Annotated in this window: 14 protein-coding genes; 12 read left to right on the top strand and 2 right to left on the bottom strand. The window is 72.5% G+C overall.

Going from position 1 to position 17,015, the window contains the following annotated elements; genetic code table 11:
* Positions 1 to 1,188: a thiolase family protein gene (locus AB0I98_RS13415; RefSeq protein ID WP_362939863.1), complete on the bottom strand. Its 1,188-nt coding sequence runs from the start codon at positions 1,186 to 1,188 to the stop codon at positions 1 to 3.
* Between the two features lie 285 nt (positions 1,189 to 1,473).
* On the opposite strand from AB0I98_RS13415, the gene AB0I98_RS13410 reads away from it, so the two are divergent.
* From AB0I98_RS13410 to AB0I98_RS13355, 12 genes are all read left to right on the top strand, one after another.
* Positions 1,474 to 2,766, top strand: coding sequence for a beta-ketoacyl-[acyl-carrier-protein] synthase family protein (locus tag AB0I98_RS13410; protein ID WP_362939860.1), 1,293 nt, complete (start codon positions 1,474 to 1,476; stop codon positions 2,764 to 2,766).
* Positions 2,763 to 4,445: a CoA-transferase gene (locus AB0I98_RS13405; RefSeq protein ID WP_362939857.1), complete on the top strand. Its 1,683-nt coding sequence runs from the start codon at positions 2,763 to 2,765 to the stop codon at positions 4,443 to 4,445. Before AB0I98_RS13410 ends, AB0I98_RS13405 begins: the two co-directional genes overlap by 4 nt.
* Positions 4,442 to 5,449, top strand: coding sequence for a ketoacyl-ACP synthase III (locus AB0I98_RS13400; protein WP_362939854.1), 1,008 nt, complete (start codon positions 4,442 to 4,444; stop codon positions 5,447 to 5,449). Before AB0I98_RS13405 ends, AB0I98_RS13400 begins: the two co-directional genes overlap by 4 nt.
* The gene (locus AB0I98_RS13395) at positions 5,449 to 6,240 is read left to right on the top strand and encodes an SDR family NAD(P)-dependent oxidoreductase (protein ID WP_362939851.1); all 792 of its coding nucleotides are present in this window, start codon (positions 5,449 to 5,451) and stop codon (positions 6,238 to 6,240) included. Before AB0I98_RS13400 ends, AB0I98_RS13395 begins: the two co-directional genes overlap by 1 nt.
* Before the next feature lie 166 nt (positions 6,241 to 6,406).
* Complete coding sequence (locus AB0I98_RS13390) at positions 6,407 to 8,086, top strand: CocE/NonD family hydrolase (protein ID WP_362939848.1); 1,680 nt, start codon at positions 6,407 to 6,409, stop codon at positions 8,084 to 8,086.
* The gene (locus AB0I98_RS13385) at positions 8,083 to 9,687 is read left to right on the top strand and encodes an AMP-binding protein (protein WP_362939845.1); all 1,605 of its coding nucleotides are present in this window, start codon (positions 8,083 to 8,085) and stop codon (positions 9,685 to 9,687) included. Before AB0I98_RS13390 ends, AB0I98_RS13385 begins: the two co-directional genes overlap by 4 nt.
* Positions 9,684 to 10,691 carry a ketoacyl-ACP synthase III gene (locus tag AB0I98_RS13380; protein WP_362939842.1) on the top strand — a complete coding sequence of 336 codons (1,008 nt, stop codon included), beginning with the start codon at positions 9,684 to 9,686 and terminating at the stop codon, positions 10,689 to 10,691. Before AB0I98_RS13385 ends, AB0I98_RS13380 begins: the two co-directional genes overlap by 4 nt.
* A 50-nt stretch (positions 10,692 to 10,741) precedes the next feature.
* A complete protein-coding gene (locus tag AB0I98_RS13375; RefSeq protein ID WP_362939839.1) occupies positions 10,742 to 12,112 on the top strand; it encodes a beta-ketoacyl synthase N-terminal-like domain-containing protein in 1,371 nt (456 codons plus the stop codon).
* A complete protein-coding gene (locus tag AB0I98_RS13370; RefSeq protein ID WP_362939836.1) occupies positions 12,102 to 13,361 on the top strand; it encodes a beta-ketoacyl synthase N-terminal-like domain-containing protein in 1,260 nt (419 codons plus the stop codon). The genes AB0I98_RS13375 and AB0I98_RS13370 overlap by 11 nt, the downstream gene beginning before the upstream one ends.
* A complete protein-coding gene (locus AB0I98_RS13365) occupies positions 13,358 to 14,818 on the top strand; it encodes an SDR family oxidoreductase (RefSeq protein WP_362939834.1) in 1,461 nt (486 codons plus the stop codon). Before AB0I98_RS13370 ends, AB0I98_RS13365 begins: the two co-directional genes overlap by 4 nt.
* Positions 14,815 to 15,588 (top strand): SDR family oxidoreductase, encoded by a 774-nt coding sequence (locus AB0I98_RS13360; protein ID WP_362939831.1) that lies wholly within the window; start codon positions 14,815 to 14,817, stop codon positions 15,586 to 15,588. The genes AB0I98_RS13365 and AB0I98_RS13360 overlap by 4 nt, the downstream gene beginning before the upstream one ends.
* A 3-nt stretch (positions 15,589 to 15,591) precedes the next feature.
* Positions 15,592 to 16,254 carry a CoA transferase gene (locus AB0I98_RS13355; RefSeq protein WP_362939828.1) on the top strand — a complete coding sequence of 221 codons (663 nt, stop codon included), beginning with the start codon at positions 15,592 to 15,594 and terminating at the stop codon, positions 16,252 to 16,254.
* Between the two features lie 28 nt (positions 16,255 to 16,282).
* Here the strand turns inward: AB0I98_RS13355 and AB0I98_RS13350 are convergent, their stop codons facing one another.
* Positions 16,283 to 16,903 carry a response regulator transcription factor gene (locus AB0I98_RS13350; protein WP_362939824.1) on the bottom strand — a complete coding sequence of 207 codons (621 nt, stop codon included), beginning with the start codon at positions 16,901 to 16,903 and terminating at the stop codon, positions 16,283 to 16,285.
* Positions 16,904 to 17,015: the final 112 nt, after the last annotated feature.

The raw sequence follows: 17,015 nt of genomic DNA, 5'->3' as shown, positions 1-17,015 counted from the left end.
TCAGCGCGGGCGCCGCAGCACGGCGACGGCGCTGGTGGCGTTGGAGCCGCCCATGGACTGGCAGACCGCGATATCCGCGTCCGGCACCTGGCGTTCCCCGCACCGGCCGCGCAGTTGGAGTGCCGACTCCACGGCGACGCTGATCCCGGTGGCACCGGTGGGATGACCGAGGCCGATCCGGCCGCCGTCGGTGTTGGCGGGGCAGCGGCCCTTCAGTGCCGTCTCCCCGTCGGCCACCGCCGCCGCGGCCTTGCCCGTGGGGAAGATCCCCAGCCCTTCCAGGTGCAGCGCGCCCATCACGCTGAAGCAGTCGTGCACCTGGGCCAGCCCGATGTGCTGCGGCTCGATGCCGGCCTGCGCATAGGCGGCCTTGGCGGCCACCGCGGTCGGCACCGCCTCGGCGATGTCGGCGCCGGCGGAGGCCGGATGGCCGAACTTCGCGGCCAGCATGTTGGGCCCGGTGGCCTGCGCGATGCCCGCGATCTCCACCGGCTCGCACGCTCCCGGAGCGTCGTCGTGGCGCATCAGCACGACCGCCGAGGAACCGTCGCAGGCCCGTCCGCAGGCCGCCCGGGTGATGGGCCGCGACACCATGGGACTGTCGAGGACCTGCGGCACGGTGAGTTCGGGCCGCCCGTGGTCGACCGCGTTCGGGTTGCGCGTGGCGTACCAGCGGTCCTGTACGACCCACTGGGCGATCGCCTCGTGCGTGGCGCCGTACTTGCGCATGTACTGGTCGTGCATCAGCGCCATGAGGTCGACGTAGTCGAAGCCCGCCGGCGCCTCGAACTCGGCGTCGGGGAAGTGCAGCATCGAGTCGGCAGTCGAGGCCGTGTCCGACACCTTCTCCACGCCGATGACCAGCACGGCCCGCGCCATGCCCGAGGCGAGGGCGGCCACGGCGCTGCGCAGGGCCACCGTGCCTCCGGCGCAGGCGGCGTTGACCTGGCTGAAAGCCATCGGCGCGAGGCCGAGTTCGTCGGCGGCGACGGCACCGAGGTTCTGCTGCTCGAAGGTCTCCGGCAGCGAGACCGACACAAAGCCGTCGGTGATGTCCCCGGCGTCGAGGCGTGCGTCCTGAAGGGCCGCGAACGCGGACTCGACGACGAGGTCCTTCCAGTCCCGCGCCGGGAAGAAGCCGTGCCGCGTGATCGCGGCGCCGGCGATGACAACTCCCGTTCCATCCATGGGAAGACCCCGCTTCACGAGGGTTAATGAATGTTCATTAATGTCCGGGAGGATGTACCGACTGTCAAGGCGGTGCGCACGAGGTTTCTCCGGCGGGCGGCGCCGGCGCACCGGGGCCGGGCGTGCGGAGGCCGACCGGCCGGTACTGCGAGTCCCGGCGCGGCGGTCCGGGCGGTACCTGTCGTGCCTGGCCGCCCGTGCCGGGACGGGATGTGCTGATGGGGAGCGCGTTCCCGGCTCACTCACCACGCTCCGGCGACCATCCGCTGTTGACAGGGAGGCCCCATGCCGCATTCGGCCCGCGTAACCGGTACGGCGTTCGAGGACGTGCTCATCACCGGTCTCGGCTTCGTACTGCCAGGCGCCGACAGCCCAGAGCTGGTCTGGCGACAGTTACGAGAAGGTGACTCCCAGCTCAGCGCGCTGCCGCCGGTCCTCTCCTCCGGCACCGGCATCCACAGCGCCGGCCGGCTGGGGGACTTCGAGCACACGCCCTACCTGCCGGACCTGCCGGACAACTTCGCCAAGCGGTACAGCCGGGAGATCCTCGTGGTCCTCTCGGCCGTGCAGAACGCCGCGCGGGACGCCGGCCTGGCGGACGACGGAGCGATCGACCCGCCGCGCACCGGGGTCGTCGCCTCCTGCTCCCGCGGACCGGCCGAGTGGTGGTCCCAGACCGCTTCGGGCACGGCCTGGGACCCCGCCCGCCCGCCGGTCTCCCCGGCCCAGGCGGTCTTTGCCTCCCTCGCCGGGACGCCCGCGTCGCTCAGCGCCATCCGGCTGGGCGCGCAGGCACTGGTCTCCACCGTCAGCAACGCCTGCGTGGGCGGCCATCAGGCGCTGGCCCTGGCAGCCCACGAGATCCAGCGCGGCGCCGCCGACGTGATGTTCGTCGTCGGCCACGAACTCCCGCTCACCCCCGAGGTGTTGCAGGTCTACTCGGCGTCGGGCACCAGCGTGCTGTCCCGGGACACCGAACCCCGGCGGGCGATCAAGCCGTACGACCTGCGCAGGGACGGCTTCGCGCTCGGCGAGGGCGCCGTGGTCGCCGTACTGGAACGCAGGAAGCATGCCGAGGCCCGGCAGGCACCGGTCTACGCCGCGCTGCGGGCCTGCCACAGCATCAGCGAGGCCGCGCACGCGACCCGGATGGACCTGAGCGGGCAGAGCACGGCCCGGCTGATGGCCGACACCCTCGACACGGCGGGCGCCTCGCCGGGGGAACTGGACTACATCTGCGGTCACGGCACCGCGACCCGCTACAACGACCTGGCCGAGAGCCGCGCGCTCGGCCACCTCTTCGGACCCCGGCGCAGCGACTGGACACCGCTCGGCTCCGTCAAACCGGTCTACGGCCATCTGCTGGGCGCCGCGGGCCTGGTGAACTGCGCAGCGCTCGCCCTGATGCTCAAACACCAGTGCCTGGCGCCGACGATCAACTGCGAGACCGTGGAGCCCGAGTGCGACCACGACCACGTCACCGAAGGCGCCCGCCCGGGCGAGGTGCGCCTGGCGATGTCCCTGGCCTTCGCCATCGGCAGCCAGAGTTCCGCGCTGATCATGGAGGCCGCCGGATGAGCCCGGTGGTGGCAGCCGATCCCGACGAGCTGTGCAGGCGGTTCCTGGCGCCGGGCATGCGGGTGCACATCGCCTCGACCATGTCCCGCCCCAACGCCCTGGTGCTGGCGCTCGCCCGGGTCTTCCGGGGCACGGGCCGGTTCCGGATCAGCGTCAACGCCCTGCACGCGGGGGTGCACGCGCTCACCATGGCGGGAGTGGTCGAGCACGCCGTCATCGGCTTCGCCGGCGACACCTTCCCGACGTCCCGCCCCAACCGGCTCTACGCGAGGCTGCCCGAGGGCGACCCGTTCCCGGTCGAGGAGTGGAGCCTGCTCTCCCTGCTGCAACGGCTGATGGCGGGAGCCACGGGCGCCCCCTTCGCGGTCAGCACCTCGCTGTCCGGCTCCGATCTGCCGCAGGGGCACCGGCAGTTGGACGCCCTGCGGCATGAGGCGGGGGAGGCCGTGCTGGTGCCCGCGCTCCGGCCCGACGTGACGCTGCTGCACGCGCAGTGCGCGGACGAGCGGGGCAACCTGTATCTCTCCGGTCCCGTCGCGGAGGGCTGGTGGGGCGCGCTGGCGGCCGAGCAGGGCGTCCTCGCCACGGTGGAGACGGTGCGCGCGGACCCACCCGCGGGCGCGGCCTGCCAGATCCCGGCCGAGCGGGTGCTGGGCCTCGCCCCCTGCCCGTACGGCGCCCACCCGCAGGGCCTCACCCCGCTGCCGGACGCCGGAGTGGAGGGCTACCTCGACGACTATCTGTTCCTGGAGGACCTGGCCCAGGCGTGTGCTGATCCCGCGCTCACCGAGGAGTGGTTCGAGCGGTGGGTCACGGGAACCGCCGGTCACCAGGGGTACCTGGCCCGGCTGGGGGAGGCGCGGCTGGCCGGCCTCCACCCGGCCTCGCCGGTCACCGCGGCGGTGCCCGACGTCATCGCGCGCTCCGCGCCACCGACCGATCGCGAGCACCACCTGGTGCTGGCGGCCCGCACCATCGGCCGCACCGTACGAACGCGGGGCTACGGCACCGTCCTCGCCGGCATCGGCACGGCCCACATGGCCAGTTGGCTGGCCGCACGCCTGCTGCACGAGGAGGGCGTCCACGTCCAGGTCGTCAACGAACTCGGCATGATCGACTTCCTGCCGCGAGGCGGGGACACCTTCCTGTTCTCCCAACGGCACGTGCAGGGATGCCGTCAGCACGCCGGGACGTGGGAGGTGCTCGGCGGCCTCGTCGCGGGCGGCGCCGACCGCACCCTGGGCGTCCTGTCCGCCGCGCAGATCGATCAGCAGGGCCGTATCAACACCAGCCGCACGCCCGGCGGCGGCTTCCTGGTCGGCTCCGGCGGCGCCAACGACGTGGCCAGCCATGTGGAGACGATCGTGGTGACGGCCGCATCACCGCGCCGCTGCCCCGAGACGGTCGGCTTCGTCACCAGCCCCGGCCGCAACGTCAGCCAGGTGGTGACCGAGTTCGGCTGCTTCGAACGGGACAAGACGTGCGAGCCCTTTCGCCTCGCGACCTGGGCACCTCCGCCCGGCCTCGTCCGCACCGACGCAGCGGGCCCTGCCGAGACCGTGCGGGACCGCACCGGATGGCAGGTCAGGATCGCCGACCCGCTGCGGCACGAACCGCCCCCGACCGCCGACGAACTGGCCGTCCTGCGCTCGATCGACCCCGAAGGGATCTACCGATGACCCTCTTCTGCCCGCCCGTCCAGCTCGCCGGGATCGGCCACGACTTCCCCGGGGAGCCGGTCCGCAACGACCACTTCACGAGCAGGCCCGAACTGGGCGTCGACGAGGAGTGGATCCTGCGCCACACCGGAGTCGCCGCCCGGCACTGGCCGCCCGAGGGCGAACGGCACGTGGACATGGCCGAGCGCGCCGCCCGCCGGGCGCTCGCCGAGGCCGAGCTGGACCCCGGCGACATCGACATCATCCTCGGCACGAGCGCCACCGCGCGCCCCCGCGTCAATCCCACGAGCCCCGGCAACAACTACATGGACGTCGCCCTGCCGGTGCAGCGCCGCCTCGGCGCCCCGCAGGCGATGTGCCTGGACGTGACCGGCGTCGCCTGCTCCGGCTTCCTGCACGCCTCCGCCGTCGCCCGCGGCCTCATCGCCACCGGCCACCGCACCGTACTGATCGTCTGCGCCGAGAACCCCCGGCCGATCCTCAACTTCTCCTACCGCAACTCCGTACTGTTCGGCGGCGGCGCCGCCGCGGGCGTGTGGCGGGCGAACCCCGGTGCGGACGACGGCTTGCACGCCGTGACACTGCACTCCGACGCCACCCACTACGACGCCTTCGACATCGACGAGCACGACACGATGGTGATGAAGGGAAAGGTCGTCGGCGAGTTCGCGCCCGGCGTGCTGGCGGACGCCACCCGACGGGTCCTGCGGCAGGCGGACGCCGACCTGGACGACGTCGACTGGATCATCCCGCACCAGGGCAACATCAACCTGATCCACGACGTGCAGGACGCCCTCGGCATCCGCGACGACAAACGCGTCCTGCTCAACATCGAGCGGCGCGGCAACACCTCCAGCGTCAGCGTGCCCAGCTGTCTGTCGGAGTACGTCCACGACGGCACCATCGCGCCCGGCGACCGCATCCTGAGCATGGCCATCGGGCGCGGTTTCAGCTGGGGCGCGATGCTCTTCAGCTACGGCCGCCCCCGCCCGTGGGAGGTGTGATGCCGAAGCGGGGACAGGCCGTCGTCATCGGCGGCAGCCGGGGCCTCGGCGCCGCCATCGCGTACGCGCTCGGCGCCGCCGGATGGCCGACGACCGTCGCCGCCCGGGACGCCGAGCAGTTGGAGCGCTGCCGCAAGGAAGCCGCCGAGCAGGGCGTGGAGTTGGCGACGGCACAGGTCGACACGCTCGCGCCCGCCGACGTACGGCGCCTCTTCACCGACCTGGCACAACGGGGCCAACTCGGCGTCTGCGTCATGGCGGCGGGCCGCAACCTCTCCCAGCGGCTGCTGCGCCCGCCCCGTCAGGCGGGCGGCGCCTGGAGCGCACACGGCATCGAGGAGTGGCACGCCACCGTCGACCTCAACCTCACCGGCACCTTCCTCGCCGGCCGCGAGGCCGCGCTCACCATGGCGCAAGCGGGAACCGGTGGCGTGCTCGTCCCCGTCGTCAGCTGCACCTGGCAGGGCTCCTGGGGCCAGTCGGCGTACGCGGCCGCCAAGGCCGGCGTGGTGTCGCTGACCCGCAGCTGGGCCTTCGAACTGGGCGAGTTCGGCATCCGGGTCGTCGCCGTCGCGCCCGGTGTGGTGGACGGCGCCGCGCTGCGCGAGAAGTGCGCACAGCACCCCGCCCACGCCCGCTACATGGAGCGGCTGCGTGAACAGGTGCCGCTCCGCCGGTTCGCCGCCGAGCACGAGGTCGCGGAGACGGTGCTGCACGCCGTGACCAACCAGTACCTGACCGGCACCGTGATCGAGGTCGCCGGTGGCGGGTTCCCGGCCCGCATCTCCTGAACCGGCGGGCGTCACTGCACCTCCCTTGTGCCGGTGACCAGTACCGCAAGTCCCGGCCAGCCCGCCGAGCAGGTACTCGGCGGCCGATGTGATCGCCGTCCGCGCTGCCTAGCGTGGGCGGCGCCCCTCCCCTCGTACGACCGAACTCCCTTGACGGAGGTGTCCCTTGGCGAGCGGAATTGTCGTCGACCAGGACGTCGAGATCCCCATGCGCGACGGCACCGTGCTGCGCGCCGACGTCTGGCGGGCGCCGGGCGAGGCCCGCCCCGCGATCGTCTACCGCACGCCGTACGACAAGACGGCGACCAGGATGGACCCGCTGCCCCCGGACCGCTGCGTCCGGGCCGGTTACGCGGCCGTCGTGCAGGACACCCGGGGACGCTTCGCCTCCGACGGCGAGTGGGACACCGGGATGTGGGCCACCGAGGCCCGCGACACCCACGACACCGTCGAGTGGGTCGCCGTCCAGGACTGGTGCGACGGCGCCGTCGGGATGAGCGGGATGTCGTACCTCGGCATCGTGCAGTGGCTCGGGGCGATGCTGAAGCCCCCGCACCTGCGGGCGATCGCCCCGGCGATGACCACCTCGGCCGCGCACGACCCGCAGGCCACCGGCGGTGCGCTGCGCCTGTCCCACCTCGCCGGATGGCTCGGCTTCATGGCCGTCGACTGGATGCGCCGCCAGGCGGCCCAGGGGCGCGGGCGCGGCTTCTCGTCCGTGCTCCGTTATCTGAACTCCCCGCAGGAGCAACTGCGTCGGCTTCCCCTCGGCCGCATCCTGGACGTGCCGGACAGCCCGCTGTCCCTGGGGGCGATGATGGAGCGGGGCCACGCGCACGGGCCCGACATCCGCACCACGGACGTCGCCGTCCCCACCCTGTCGCTCACCGGCTGGTTCGACATCTACAACGGGCCGAGCATCGCCCTCCACGACGAGCTGGCCCGCCGCGATCCGGGCGGCCACCGGCTCGTCATCGGGCCCTGGAGCCACTCCGGAACCCTGCCGCAGCACCAGGGCGAGCTGAACTTCGGGCTCACCGCGGCGGGGGAGTACGGCCCGGTGGCCGAACGGGTCCTGGACTTCTTCGACACCCACCTCAAGGGCGTCGAGCGCGCGGCCGAGCCCGTGAGCTACTTCATGATGGGCGCCAACGAATGGCGCACGGCCCGGACTTGGCCGCCCGAAGAGTCGGCCGCCGGCCTGTGGTACCTGCGCGAGGGCGGCCGGCTCGCCCTGTATCCGCCCCAGGACGACGAGCCGGCCGACTCCTACACCTACGATCCGCACGACCCGTCCCCCACCCACGGGGGCCGCGTCCTGGCCCTCGGGGAACTCGTCGGCGGCCCGCTCAACCAGCGGCACCTGGAGGAGCGTGCCGACACCGTCGTCTACACCGGACCCGAACTCGCCGTCGCCGTGGAGGCCGTCGGGCACGTCACCGCCTCCCTCAGCTTCGCCAGCACGGCGCCCGACACGGACATCGTCGTGAAGCTCACCGACGTCTTCCCCGACGGCCGTTCGATCCTGGTCTGCGACGGAGCGCTGCGCACCCGCTACCGCGAGGGCTTCGACAGCGAGAAGCCCCTCACCCCGTCGGTGCCCGAGCGGTGCACCGTCGACCTCGGGCACACCGCCTGGCGGTTCGAGGCCGGACACCGGTTGCGGCTGCTGGTCACCAGCAGCAACTTCCCGCATCTGGACCGGAACATGAACACCGGCCGGCGCCCGGGCCAGGACACCCAGGGAGTGGTGGCCCGCCAGTCCGTCTTCCACGACGCGGCCCGGCCCTCGCTGCTGCGACTTCCCGTGCTGGGCCGCCGACGGCCGGGGGAGGACGACGGATGAGCCCGCACGGCTCCGTGCCCGCGCGCGAGGAGTGCGTCGTCAGCGAGCAGCTCGCCCGGCGGGCCGCCCGCCATCCCGACCGGCTCTTCGCCCTGTTCGAGGACGGCGAGCGATGGACGTACGCCGACGCCTGGCGGCAGGCCGGCTCGACGGGTGCCGCGCTCCGAGAGCAGGGCGTGGGCCGCGGCGATGTGGTGATCAGCTGGCTGCCGAACGGCCCCGACCAGCTGCGGACCTGGTTCGGCACCGTCGCCGCCGGAGGCGTGTGGGCACCGCTCAACACGGCCTACCGATGGCGGATGCTGGAGCGGGTCATACGGGGCCTGGACGCCCGGCTGCTGATCACCTGCCAGGACCTCGCGACCCACCTGCACGGCCTCGACCTGGGACCGGACCTCCGGGTGCTGGTCATCGACGGACCGTCGGGCGACCCGTTGGCCACCCATGCCGACGAACTCGCCGCCCCCGACGCCCCGTTGGAGCCCTGGGACACCCAAGCCGTCATCCACACCTCCGGCACCAGCGGCCACTCCAAGGGCGTTCTGTGCAGCCACGCCCACCTCCACACCAGCGCCACGGCCGCCTACGGGCAGTGGCTCACCGGCGACGACCGCTACCTCGTCACCCTGCCGCTCTTCCACGCCGGAGGCGTCCTCGGCGTCCTGGGCATGCTGGGCCTGGGCGGATCGGTCGCCGTCGCGTCGCACTTCCGCACCAAGGCCTTTTGGAAACAGGTCCGCGAGCTCGGCGCGACCGCCTGCACCCTCCTCGGCGCCATGGCGGCCTTCCTGACCGAGCAGCCGCCCGCCCCCGAGGACACCCGGCATCCGCTGCGCACCGCCTACGTCATCCCCTTCACGGAGACGGCCCTCGCCTTCGGTTCCCGGTTCGGCGTCGAGGTGCGCACGCTGTTCAACATGACCGAGACGTCCTGTCCGGTCATGTCGGGCCCCCGGCCGACCCGGCCCGGCAGCTGCGGCAGGCCGCGCCCCGGCATCGAGGCACGGGTCGTCGACGCGTACGACCGAGAAGTCCCGCGCGGCAGCGTCGGTGAACTGGTGCTGCGCGCGGAGGTGCCCTGGGCGTTCAGCCACGGCTATCACGGCATGCCGCAGGCGACCGCGGCCGCCTGGCGCAACGGCTGGTTCCACACGGGCGACGCCTTCCGTCAGGAGGCCGACGGCGAGCTGTACTTCGTCGACCGGATCAAGGACGCCATCCGCAGGCGCGGCGAGAACATCTCCTCCTTCGAGGTCGAGGAGGAACTGCGCGCCCACCCGGCCGTCCGCGACGCCGCGGCCGTGGGGGTTCCCGGTGAGCACGGCGAACAGGAAGTCCTCGCGGTCGTCAGCCCCGTACCCGGCGAGCCCTTCGACCCGGCCGCGCTGCTGCGCTTCCTGCGCCCGCGCATGGCCCACTTCATGCTTCCCCGCTACATCCGCACCCAGCCCGAACTGCCGGTCACGCCCACCGGCAAGGTCCGCAAGGACCTGCTGCGCGAAGCGGGCGTCACCGCCGACACCTGGGACCGCGAGACGGCCGGCCACACCGTCCGCCGCGACCCCGTCACCATCCACCGAGAGGACACCGAACACCCATGACCGACACGGAAGTTGGCCCCATCCGCACCGGCGGCACCTGGGCGGGGACCGGAATCCGCATCACCGGCGTCGGGCACTACTTCCCCGAACGCGTCGTGCACAACACGCCGGACGCCGTCGGCGCCGAGGAGCGGTTCAACGCGATCGACCAGGCCGTGATCGGCCGGCTGAACGTCAAGTCGCGGCACGTCGCCGACGAGGCGGAGACCATCGACTACATGGCAGTCCGCGCGGCCGAGCACGCCCTGCGCGAGGCCGGCCGCACCGCGCGCGAGGTCGACCTGGTCATCGTCACCAACTGGACCGACCGGCAGTTCATCCCCGAGTACGGCCCCCGAGTGGCGCACGAGCTCGGTGCCCGCCGCGCCCTCGGCTTCGACCTGTGCGGGGCCTGCGCCGGATTCGTGCACGGGGTGCAGTCCGCCGCCGCGATGCTGTCCTCGCCCGGCCCCTGGCGCACCGCCGTCGTCGTCAGCTCCGAGCAGCTCTCGCGCGGCACCCGGCCCGGCAGCAAGGGCGAGCTGGTCGCGGGCGACGCGGCGGGAGCCGTCGTCCTGGAACGCACCGACGGCCTCGCGCCGACCGCCCCCCGGCTGATCGACTCCGTGCTGTTCAGTGACGGCGAGGACGCGCGCGTCATCCACGCCCGCCGCCCCAACGGCTGGCTCACCAGCACTCCCGACCTCATCGAGCGGGCCATCGAGGGCAATCTGCGGGCCATCGAACTCCTCCTGGAACGCAACGGCCTGGAGATCGAGGACATCGACTGGGTGCTGATCCACCCCGGCACCGACCCGCTGCACACCGCCGTCCAGGAGAAGGCCGGCATCGACCCCGACCGCTTCGTGGTCACGATGGAGACGCGCGGCAACACCTCCAGCGCCTCCATCCCCATCGCCCTGTCCGAGCTGATCGACAGCGGCCGCACCCGGCCGGGCCAGCTGTACCTCACCCCGGCGATCGGCTCCGGGTTCTACGAGGGCGGGCTGCTGTTCCGGCTCTGAGCTCGGGCTGCCCCGGGTCATCAATATCCCCTGAACGGAAGCGAGTTGACGTGGTGAGTGTGACGGCCGGATGGCGCGACGTGCTGGTGACCGGGATGGGGTTCTGCCTGCCCGGACCCCACCGCACGGTCTGCCGGACCGGCGGCGACCTGTGGCGTACGGTGTCCCGCGCGGCGTCCCACCTGGACAACGACGGCCTGTTCTACGGCCGGGTCCACCTGGACGAGGAGGAGTTCGCGGCGGCGGTCCCCGAACTCGACGAACGCTTCCGGGCCCACTACAACAACGTCCACCGCTACGGCCTCGTCGCCCTGGTCGAGGCCTGTGAGGACGCCGATCTGAACTGGCGCGGCAACGACCTCGCCGAGGCCGCGGTCCTCACCGGGCGAGCCGGGTTCGACACAATCCTGGAGACGTACATGGCGGGCGTGACCGCCGAGCCCTCACGCACCGGTCCCGCCGAGGCCCGCGCACTGCTGATGCGCATCCTGCTGTCCGTCACCGCGACCGACGTGGCCTCGGTGCAGGCCGCCCTGTTGCGCAGCGGCGGCCCCAGCTACTCCCTGTCCTGCGGCTGCGCCTCCACCAACGCGCTGCTCGGCGTCGCCGCCCAGCAGATCGCCTCCGGCGAGGTGGACCTCGCCGTGGTCACCGGCGTCGACGCGTACAGCCTCGACTACATCGACCACTTCGAGGAACTGGGCCGGGCCTCCGAGCGGACCGGCCGCACCTCCTCCTACTCGGCCCCCACCACCCGGCTGCGCTACGACCGGCCGATGCGCCCCTACGACGAACGCGCCGAGGGCTTCAACCTCGGCGAGGGCGCGGCCACCCTGATCCTCGAAAGCCGCGAACACGCCGAACGCCGCAACCGCCGACCCTACGGGCGGATCCTCGGCCAGGCCGTCCGGCGTGCCGCCACCGGCAGCGCACTCACCCCCGACGAGGACGGCGCCGCCCTCGAGCGCGCGGTACGCAGCGCCCTGCGCGCCACGGACAGCCACGAGCGGATCGACCCCACCGCCGTCCCCGTCGTCAACGGCGGCGCCGAGGGCGACCCGCTCTTCCACCTCATGGAGTTCAGCGCCCTGCGCGCCCTCTACGGCACGGACCCCGCCGACGGGCCGCTGCTGACCAACCACGAGGCGTGCTTCGGGCACAACGGCGCACCGCTCGGCGTCATCGGCGCCGCCAGCACCCTGCTGATGATGCGCAACGGACAGGTCTGCCCCACCGCCAACTGCGACAAAGTCGTCCCCGAGGCCCCCTGCACGGTCGTCACCGGCGAGGCCCGGCCGCTCTCCTTCGACCTGGCCCTGAGCTTCAACTACCAGATGGGCGCCGCCGGCGCGCTGCTGCTCGCGGCACCGGAACCGTGCGCCGCGGAGTACGGACACCCGGCGGGTGACGATGAGCACTGAGCCGCTGACCCTGACCGGCATCGGTGCCGTCCTGCCCGGCCCCGACGGACGGCCCTGCACGGACGTCCCGGCCCTGTGGGACATCATCCGCACCGGCGCCACCTGCCTGACCCCCTTCGCCCTCGACGACCTCCCGCTGCGCATCGCGGGACAGGTCACCGGCTGGGATCCGGTGACCGCACTCGGCGTGCCCCAGCGGGTCGGCGACCGGATGGCCCGCGTCACCGCGCTCGCCACCGGCGCCGTCAAGAACGCGCTCGCCGACGCCGGGCTGACGGCCCAGGACATCGACGACGGCCGTACCGTCCTCGTCGTCGCCTCCCTGCAGTTCGCCTTCCAGGAGGCCCGCCGCTACTTCACGCTGTACGAGGGGGGCGGCCCGGACGCGCTCGGCATGGAGTACTGGCTCACCGGTACCCCCGGAAGCGTCACCAGCGGCATCTGCTCCGTCCTCGGCATCGGCCCGCAGACCCTGACCGTCTCCGGCGCCTGCAACTGCTCCCTGCGCGCCCTGGAAGTGGTGGCCGCCCTGCTGCGCGACGGCACCGTGGACCGGGCGATCGTCGTCGGCGCGGACGCCACCCTCGACCCGGTCTGCGTCTCCAGCACCACGCACGAGAGCCGCAGCCGCGGCTTCCGCATCTCCACCTGGTCGCCCGACCCGCACTCCGTACGCCCGCACGACGAGGAGCAGGACGGCAACGCTCCCGGCGAGGGCGCCCTGGCCGTCGTACTGGAATCCGGTCGTACGGCCGGTATCCCGCTGCGCCTCGCGTTCCGCTCCTCGCGCAGCAACGGCACCAACCCGATGATCTCCGGACCACCCGACAACTTCGCCCGGGACGGGCACGCCCTGCTCACCGCCGCCGGCATCGGCATGGACCGGCTGGCCTTCGTCAACAGCTTCGCCGACGGCTCACGCCACGTGGAGAACCTCTTCTGCGAGGCCCTCGACGGCCTGCGCAAAGCGATGGACTACGACGGCCCGCTGCTGCTGACCAATCAGGAGGCCGCCTTCGGGCACGTCTTCGGCTTCGTCGGGCTGATGAAGTTCGTCGCCTCGGCCCTCATGTTCCGCCACGGCACGGTCGCCCCCGTGACCGGCTGCCGCACTCCCTACGCACGGCTCGACGCGACCCCGGTCCAGGGCGACCGCGCCCCGCTGACCGGGCGGCACGCCCTCGTGATGGTGGCGGGCGGCGGGGGAGACGCCACGTCCCTGCTGATCGAGCACCTGGAGGAACAATGACCAAGGACGCGCTGCCGATCCACGGTTCCACCGCGGTCGTCCTGGGGCCGCGCGGGACGGCGTACGACGTGCTCCGCGAGGCCTTCGAAAGCGTCGGCGTGAAGCTCGTCGACGACGCCGGTGGGCAGGACATGGCGGTCCCCGACATCTGCTGCGCCCTGCTCACCGGTACCGCCGTCCTCGACAGCGCCACCCCGTCCGCGCCCCTGCCCCGCAGGACCCTCTCCCGGATCGCCGCGGCCATGGCGGACCGTGGATCGGGCCGGATGATCCTCGTCCTGGACGGGGCGGGCGGGCTGCACACCGGCGTCCCGGCCGACGAGGCGGCGGCGCGGGCAGCCGACCTGGCCTGGTGGCGGCAGCTCGCGGCCCGCCTGTCCTGCCACGGCGTCCTCGCCAACCAGATCCGCGTCGGAATCGCTCCCTGCCTCTCGCACCGGCCCGGCCCGCAGCGCACCGCCGCCGTCCTGCGCCACCTGCCTCTGCGCCGTGTCGCCCAGGCCGCGGACCTGGCCGCCGCAGTCCTGCATCTGGCGTCGGAGGGCTGCACCTACACGGTGGCCGAGACGATCCCGGTCGACGGCGGCATGGGACTGACGATGGTTCCGCCCCTGCGCCCGCCCCGCGCACGCACCGACAGCACGGAACCCTTTGACCGGTCCCGCGGCGGAGCCGACCTGTTCGACCTGCGCGGACGGCACTGCCTGGTGGTCGGCGGGAGCAGCGGCATCGGACGCGAGGCCGCGCTGGAGCTGGCGCGGCGGGGGGCCGACGTCACGGTCGTGGCGCGGCGCGAGCCCGAAATCCTCGCCGTGGCCCACGAGATCAGCACCCTGGGCCGTCGAGCCGAGGCCGTGCGCCAGGACGTGCAACAACTCGACGCGCTCGAGCCACTGGTGGAGCGGCTGTGGGCCGCGGCGCGGATCGACGCCCTGGTGTACGCGACCGGGTTGTGCGAGCCGGAGGCCCCGGGGGGCCACCCCGACCTGCGGGAGCGGGCGTTGGACGTCAACTACCGGGGTTACGTCACCTTCGCCGACTCGCTGGTACGACGCTGGGCAGGTGACCGGCGCGGCGGCGCCGTCGTCGCGATCGGCTCCGCCGGCGCGGGCTTCGTGCCCGGCCTGGAGAGCTACGCCGCGAGCAAGGCCGCCCTGATCCAGCACACCCGGAGCCTCGCCGTCTCCGGAGGCCGCCACCGCATCCGGGCCAACTGTGTGCAACCCGGCCTGATCTCCACCCCGATGGCCGACGCGTCGGCGCACGAAGGGTTCCAGGACGCGTGGCTCGCCCGGATTCCCCAGGGCAGGGCGGGTGTGCCGGGCGATGTGGCGCCGCTGGTGGCCTATCTGGCGTCGGACGCGTCCGCGTACGTGACGGGTGCCGTCCTGCATGTCGACGGCGGCCTCGCCCTGGGCGGACTGCCACCGCTGGCCGGGAACGGGGGCCTGGCATGAGCGCCGCTGGGCTCTCCGGAGTGGCGGTGGTGACCGGCGCCTCGTCGGGCATCGGAGCGGCCGTCGCCCGCGCGCTGGCCGACGCCGGGGCGCACGTCGTCCTGGTCGCACGGCGTATCGAGCCGCTGTCCCGGGTGGCCGAGGAGGTGCACGCCCGTGGCGGACGGGCGAGTGTCCTCGCCGCCGACCTGGCCGCCGAGGGCGAGCCGGAGCGAGTGGTCGCGCAGACCGTGGAACTGTTCGGTGCCCCCACGGCGCTGGTGCATTGCGCCGGCGTGGTGCGGCTCGCCCAGGTCCACGAACTCCCGCCCACGCACTGGGAGTTGATGATCCGCCTCAATCTCACTGTGCCGTATCTGCTCTGCCACGCGGCGCTGCCCTACATGCGCAAGAACGGCGGAGGGACGATCGTGCACATCGGCTCCTCCATCACCCGCGAGACGCTCAGCCACACCGCGGGCTACGCCGTCAGCAAGCAGGGCCTCAACGTGCTCAGCGAGCTGGTGGCACTGGAGAACCGGGACCACGGCGTGCGGGCCGTGGCGATCTGCCCGGGCTGGGTGCGTACGGAGCTGGCGGCCGATCCCGACGAACTGGGCGTGGGCGCAGAGGAGTTGCTTACCCCCGACGACGTGGCGGAGACCGTGCTGTGGGCGGTGACCCGGCCGCCACGGGTGAGCGTGGGCCCGGTGCTCCACGTGAGTCCGACGACCAGCCGGGCCGGCACCCGCGCGTCGATCACCCGGCTGACCGGGGACCGGGAGGGGTGAGCCATGTCCGCTCTCCAAGGCGGCGCCCGTCTTCCGGATCTCACGACGGCTCCGCTCAAAGGACTGAGGGTCGTCGATCTGGCACCACCGGGCGACACATCTCTGTGCGGGGTGCTGCTCGCAGGCCTCGGCGCTGAGATCGTACGCGTCGACCGGTTCGCGGACGCCGAGTCGGTGCTCGAACTCGCCGCCGGCGCCGACGCCTTGGTGGAGTCACCAGCCGACGCCCGGGGACCCGGCCCCGAACGGTGCCTGGCCCGCAATCCACGGCTCGTCTACGGACGTACGACCATGGCGCCCGGCCCGGACGAGCCGGCAGCCGCGCTGCACCTGGCGGTGGCCGTCCTGGCGGCACTCGCACAGGCGGCGCGCACCGGGGAGGGCGGGGTCGTCGACGACACCCTCGTGGGCTGCCCCTTCTACGCCGTCTATCGCACCGCCGACGGTCACCGGATGGCAGTCCGCGCCCTGGAAACGGACTGCTACCGGGAGCTCGTCCGTCTGCTGGGCGTCTGGGAGATGGTGCCCGATCACCGGGACCCCTCGGTCTGGGCGGAGCTGAGACGCCTCTTTACCGGCGTCTTTCGCACCCGGACGAGGCAGGAATGGTGTGAGGTGTTCGACGGCACCGATGCGTGCGTGAGCCCCGTCCCGCCCTTCGAATGAGGACGTTCCGGGGCTCACCCGCACGCGTTCACGCGGACAACGCCGACTGGTCGAGGAAAAGTTCCCTGCGGTTGCGGATTCCGACCTTGTGCAGAATATTGCTCACATGGTTTTTGACGGTCTGTCCGGCCAGGGTCAGCTCGCGCGCGATCTCGTCATTCGTATAGCGGCGCAGCAGGAGTGCGAGAATCTGTTCCTCCCGCTCGGTCAGTGGTGTGAGCGGAGAAATGCGGCGGCGGTCCGACTCCTGTCGCCGGCCCGTGTCGCCGAGGAGCCAGACACGCCGGCCGCACGCGGTCTGCCGGATCGCGTCGACCAGTTCGGTGACCGAGGCGCTCTTGTGGACGAAGCTGTCCGCGCCGGAGGTCAGGGCAGCGGCGACCTGGTCGGGCGAGCTGCTGCCGGAGAAGACCATGACCCGCGGCCGCAGCGGTAGTGACCTCGCGCGTCGGCACAGCGCCGCACCCTCGTGGGCGGCGCCGAGCTCCAGCTCTGTCACGACGATGCTGGGACGCTGACTCAGCAGCGCGGCGTAGGCCTGCTCCACGGTGGCCGCTGAACAGACAACGGGCATGCGGAGATGGGATTCGACCAGTGTGCTGAGTGCCAGACGCATGGAAGGGTGGCTGTCAACGATCATCACGCCCATGCTGGAATTCCCCTTAGGTGATGCGCGGTTATGGGGATCGTATCTCCGGGCTCGTCGATGGCAGATGGCCATCGAGCTTTCTCGGCTATGTGCGGACCATGACGCGAGGTCG

This window comes from Streptomyces sp. NPDC050211 (genome assembly GCF_040656035.1).
Classification (GTDB): domain Bacteria; phylum Actinomycetota; class Actinomycetes; order Streptomycetales; family Streptomycetaceae; genus Streptomyces.
The sequence above is the reverse complement of the archived record's forward strand: the minus strand, read 5'-3'. Positions and strand labels throughout refer to the sequence as shown.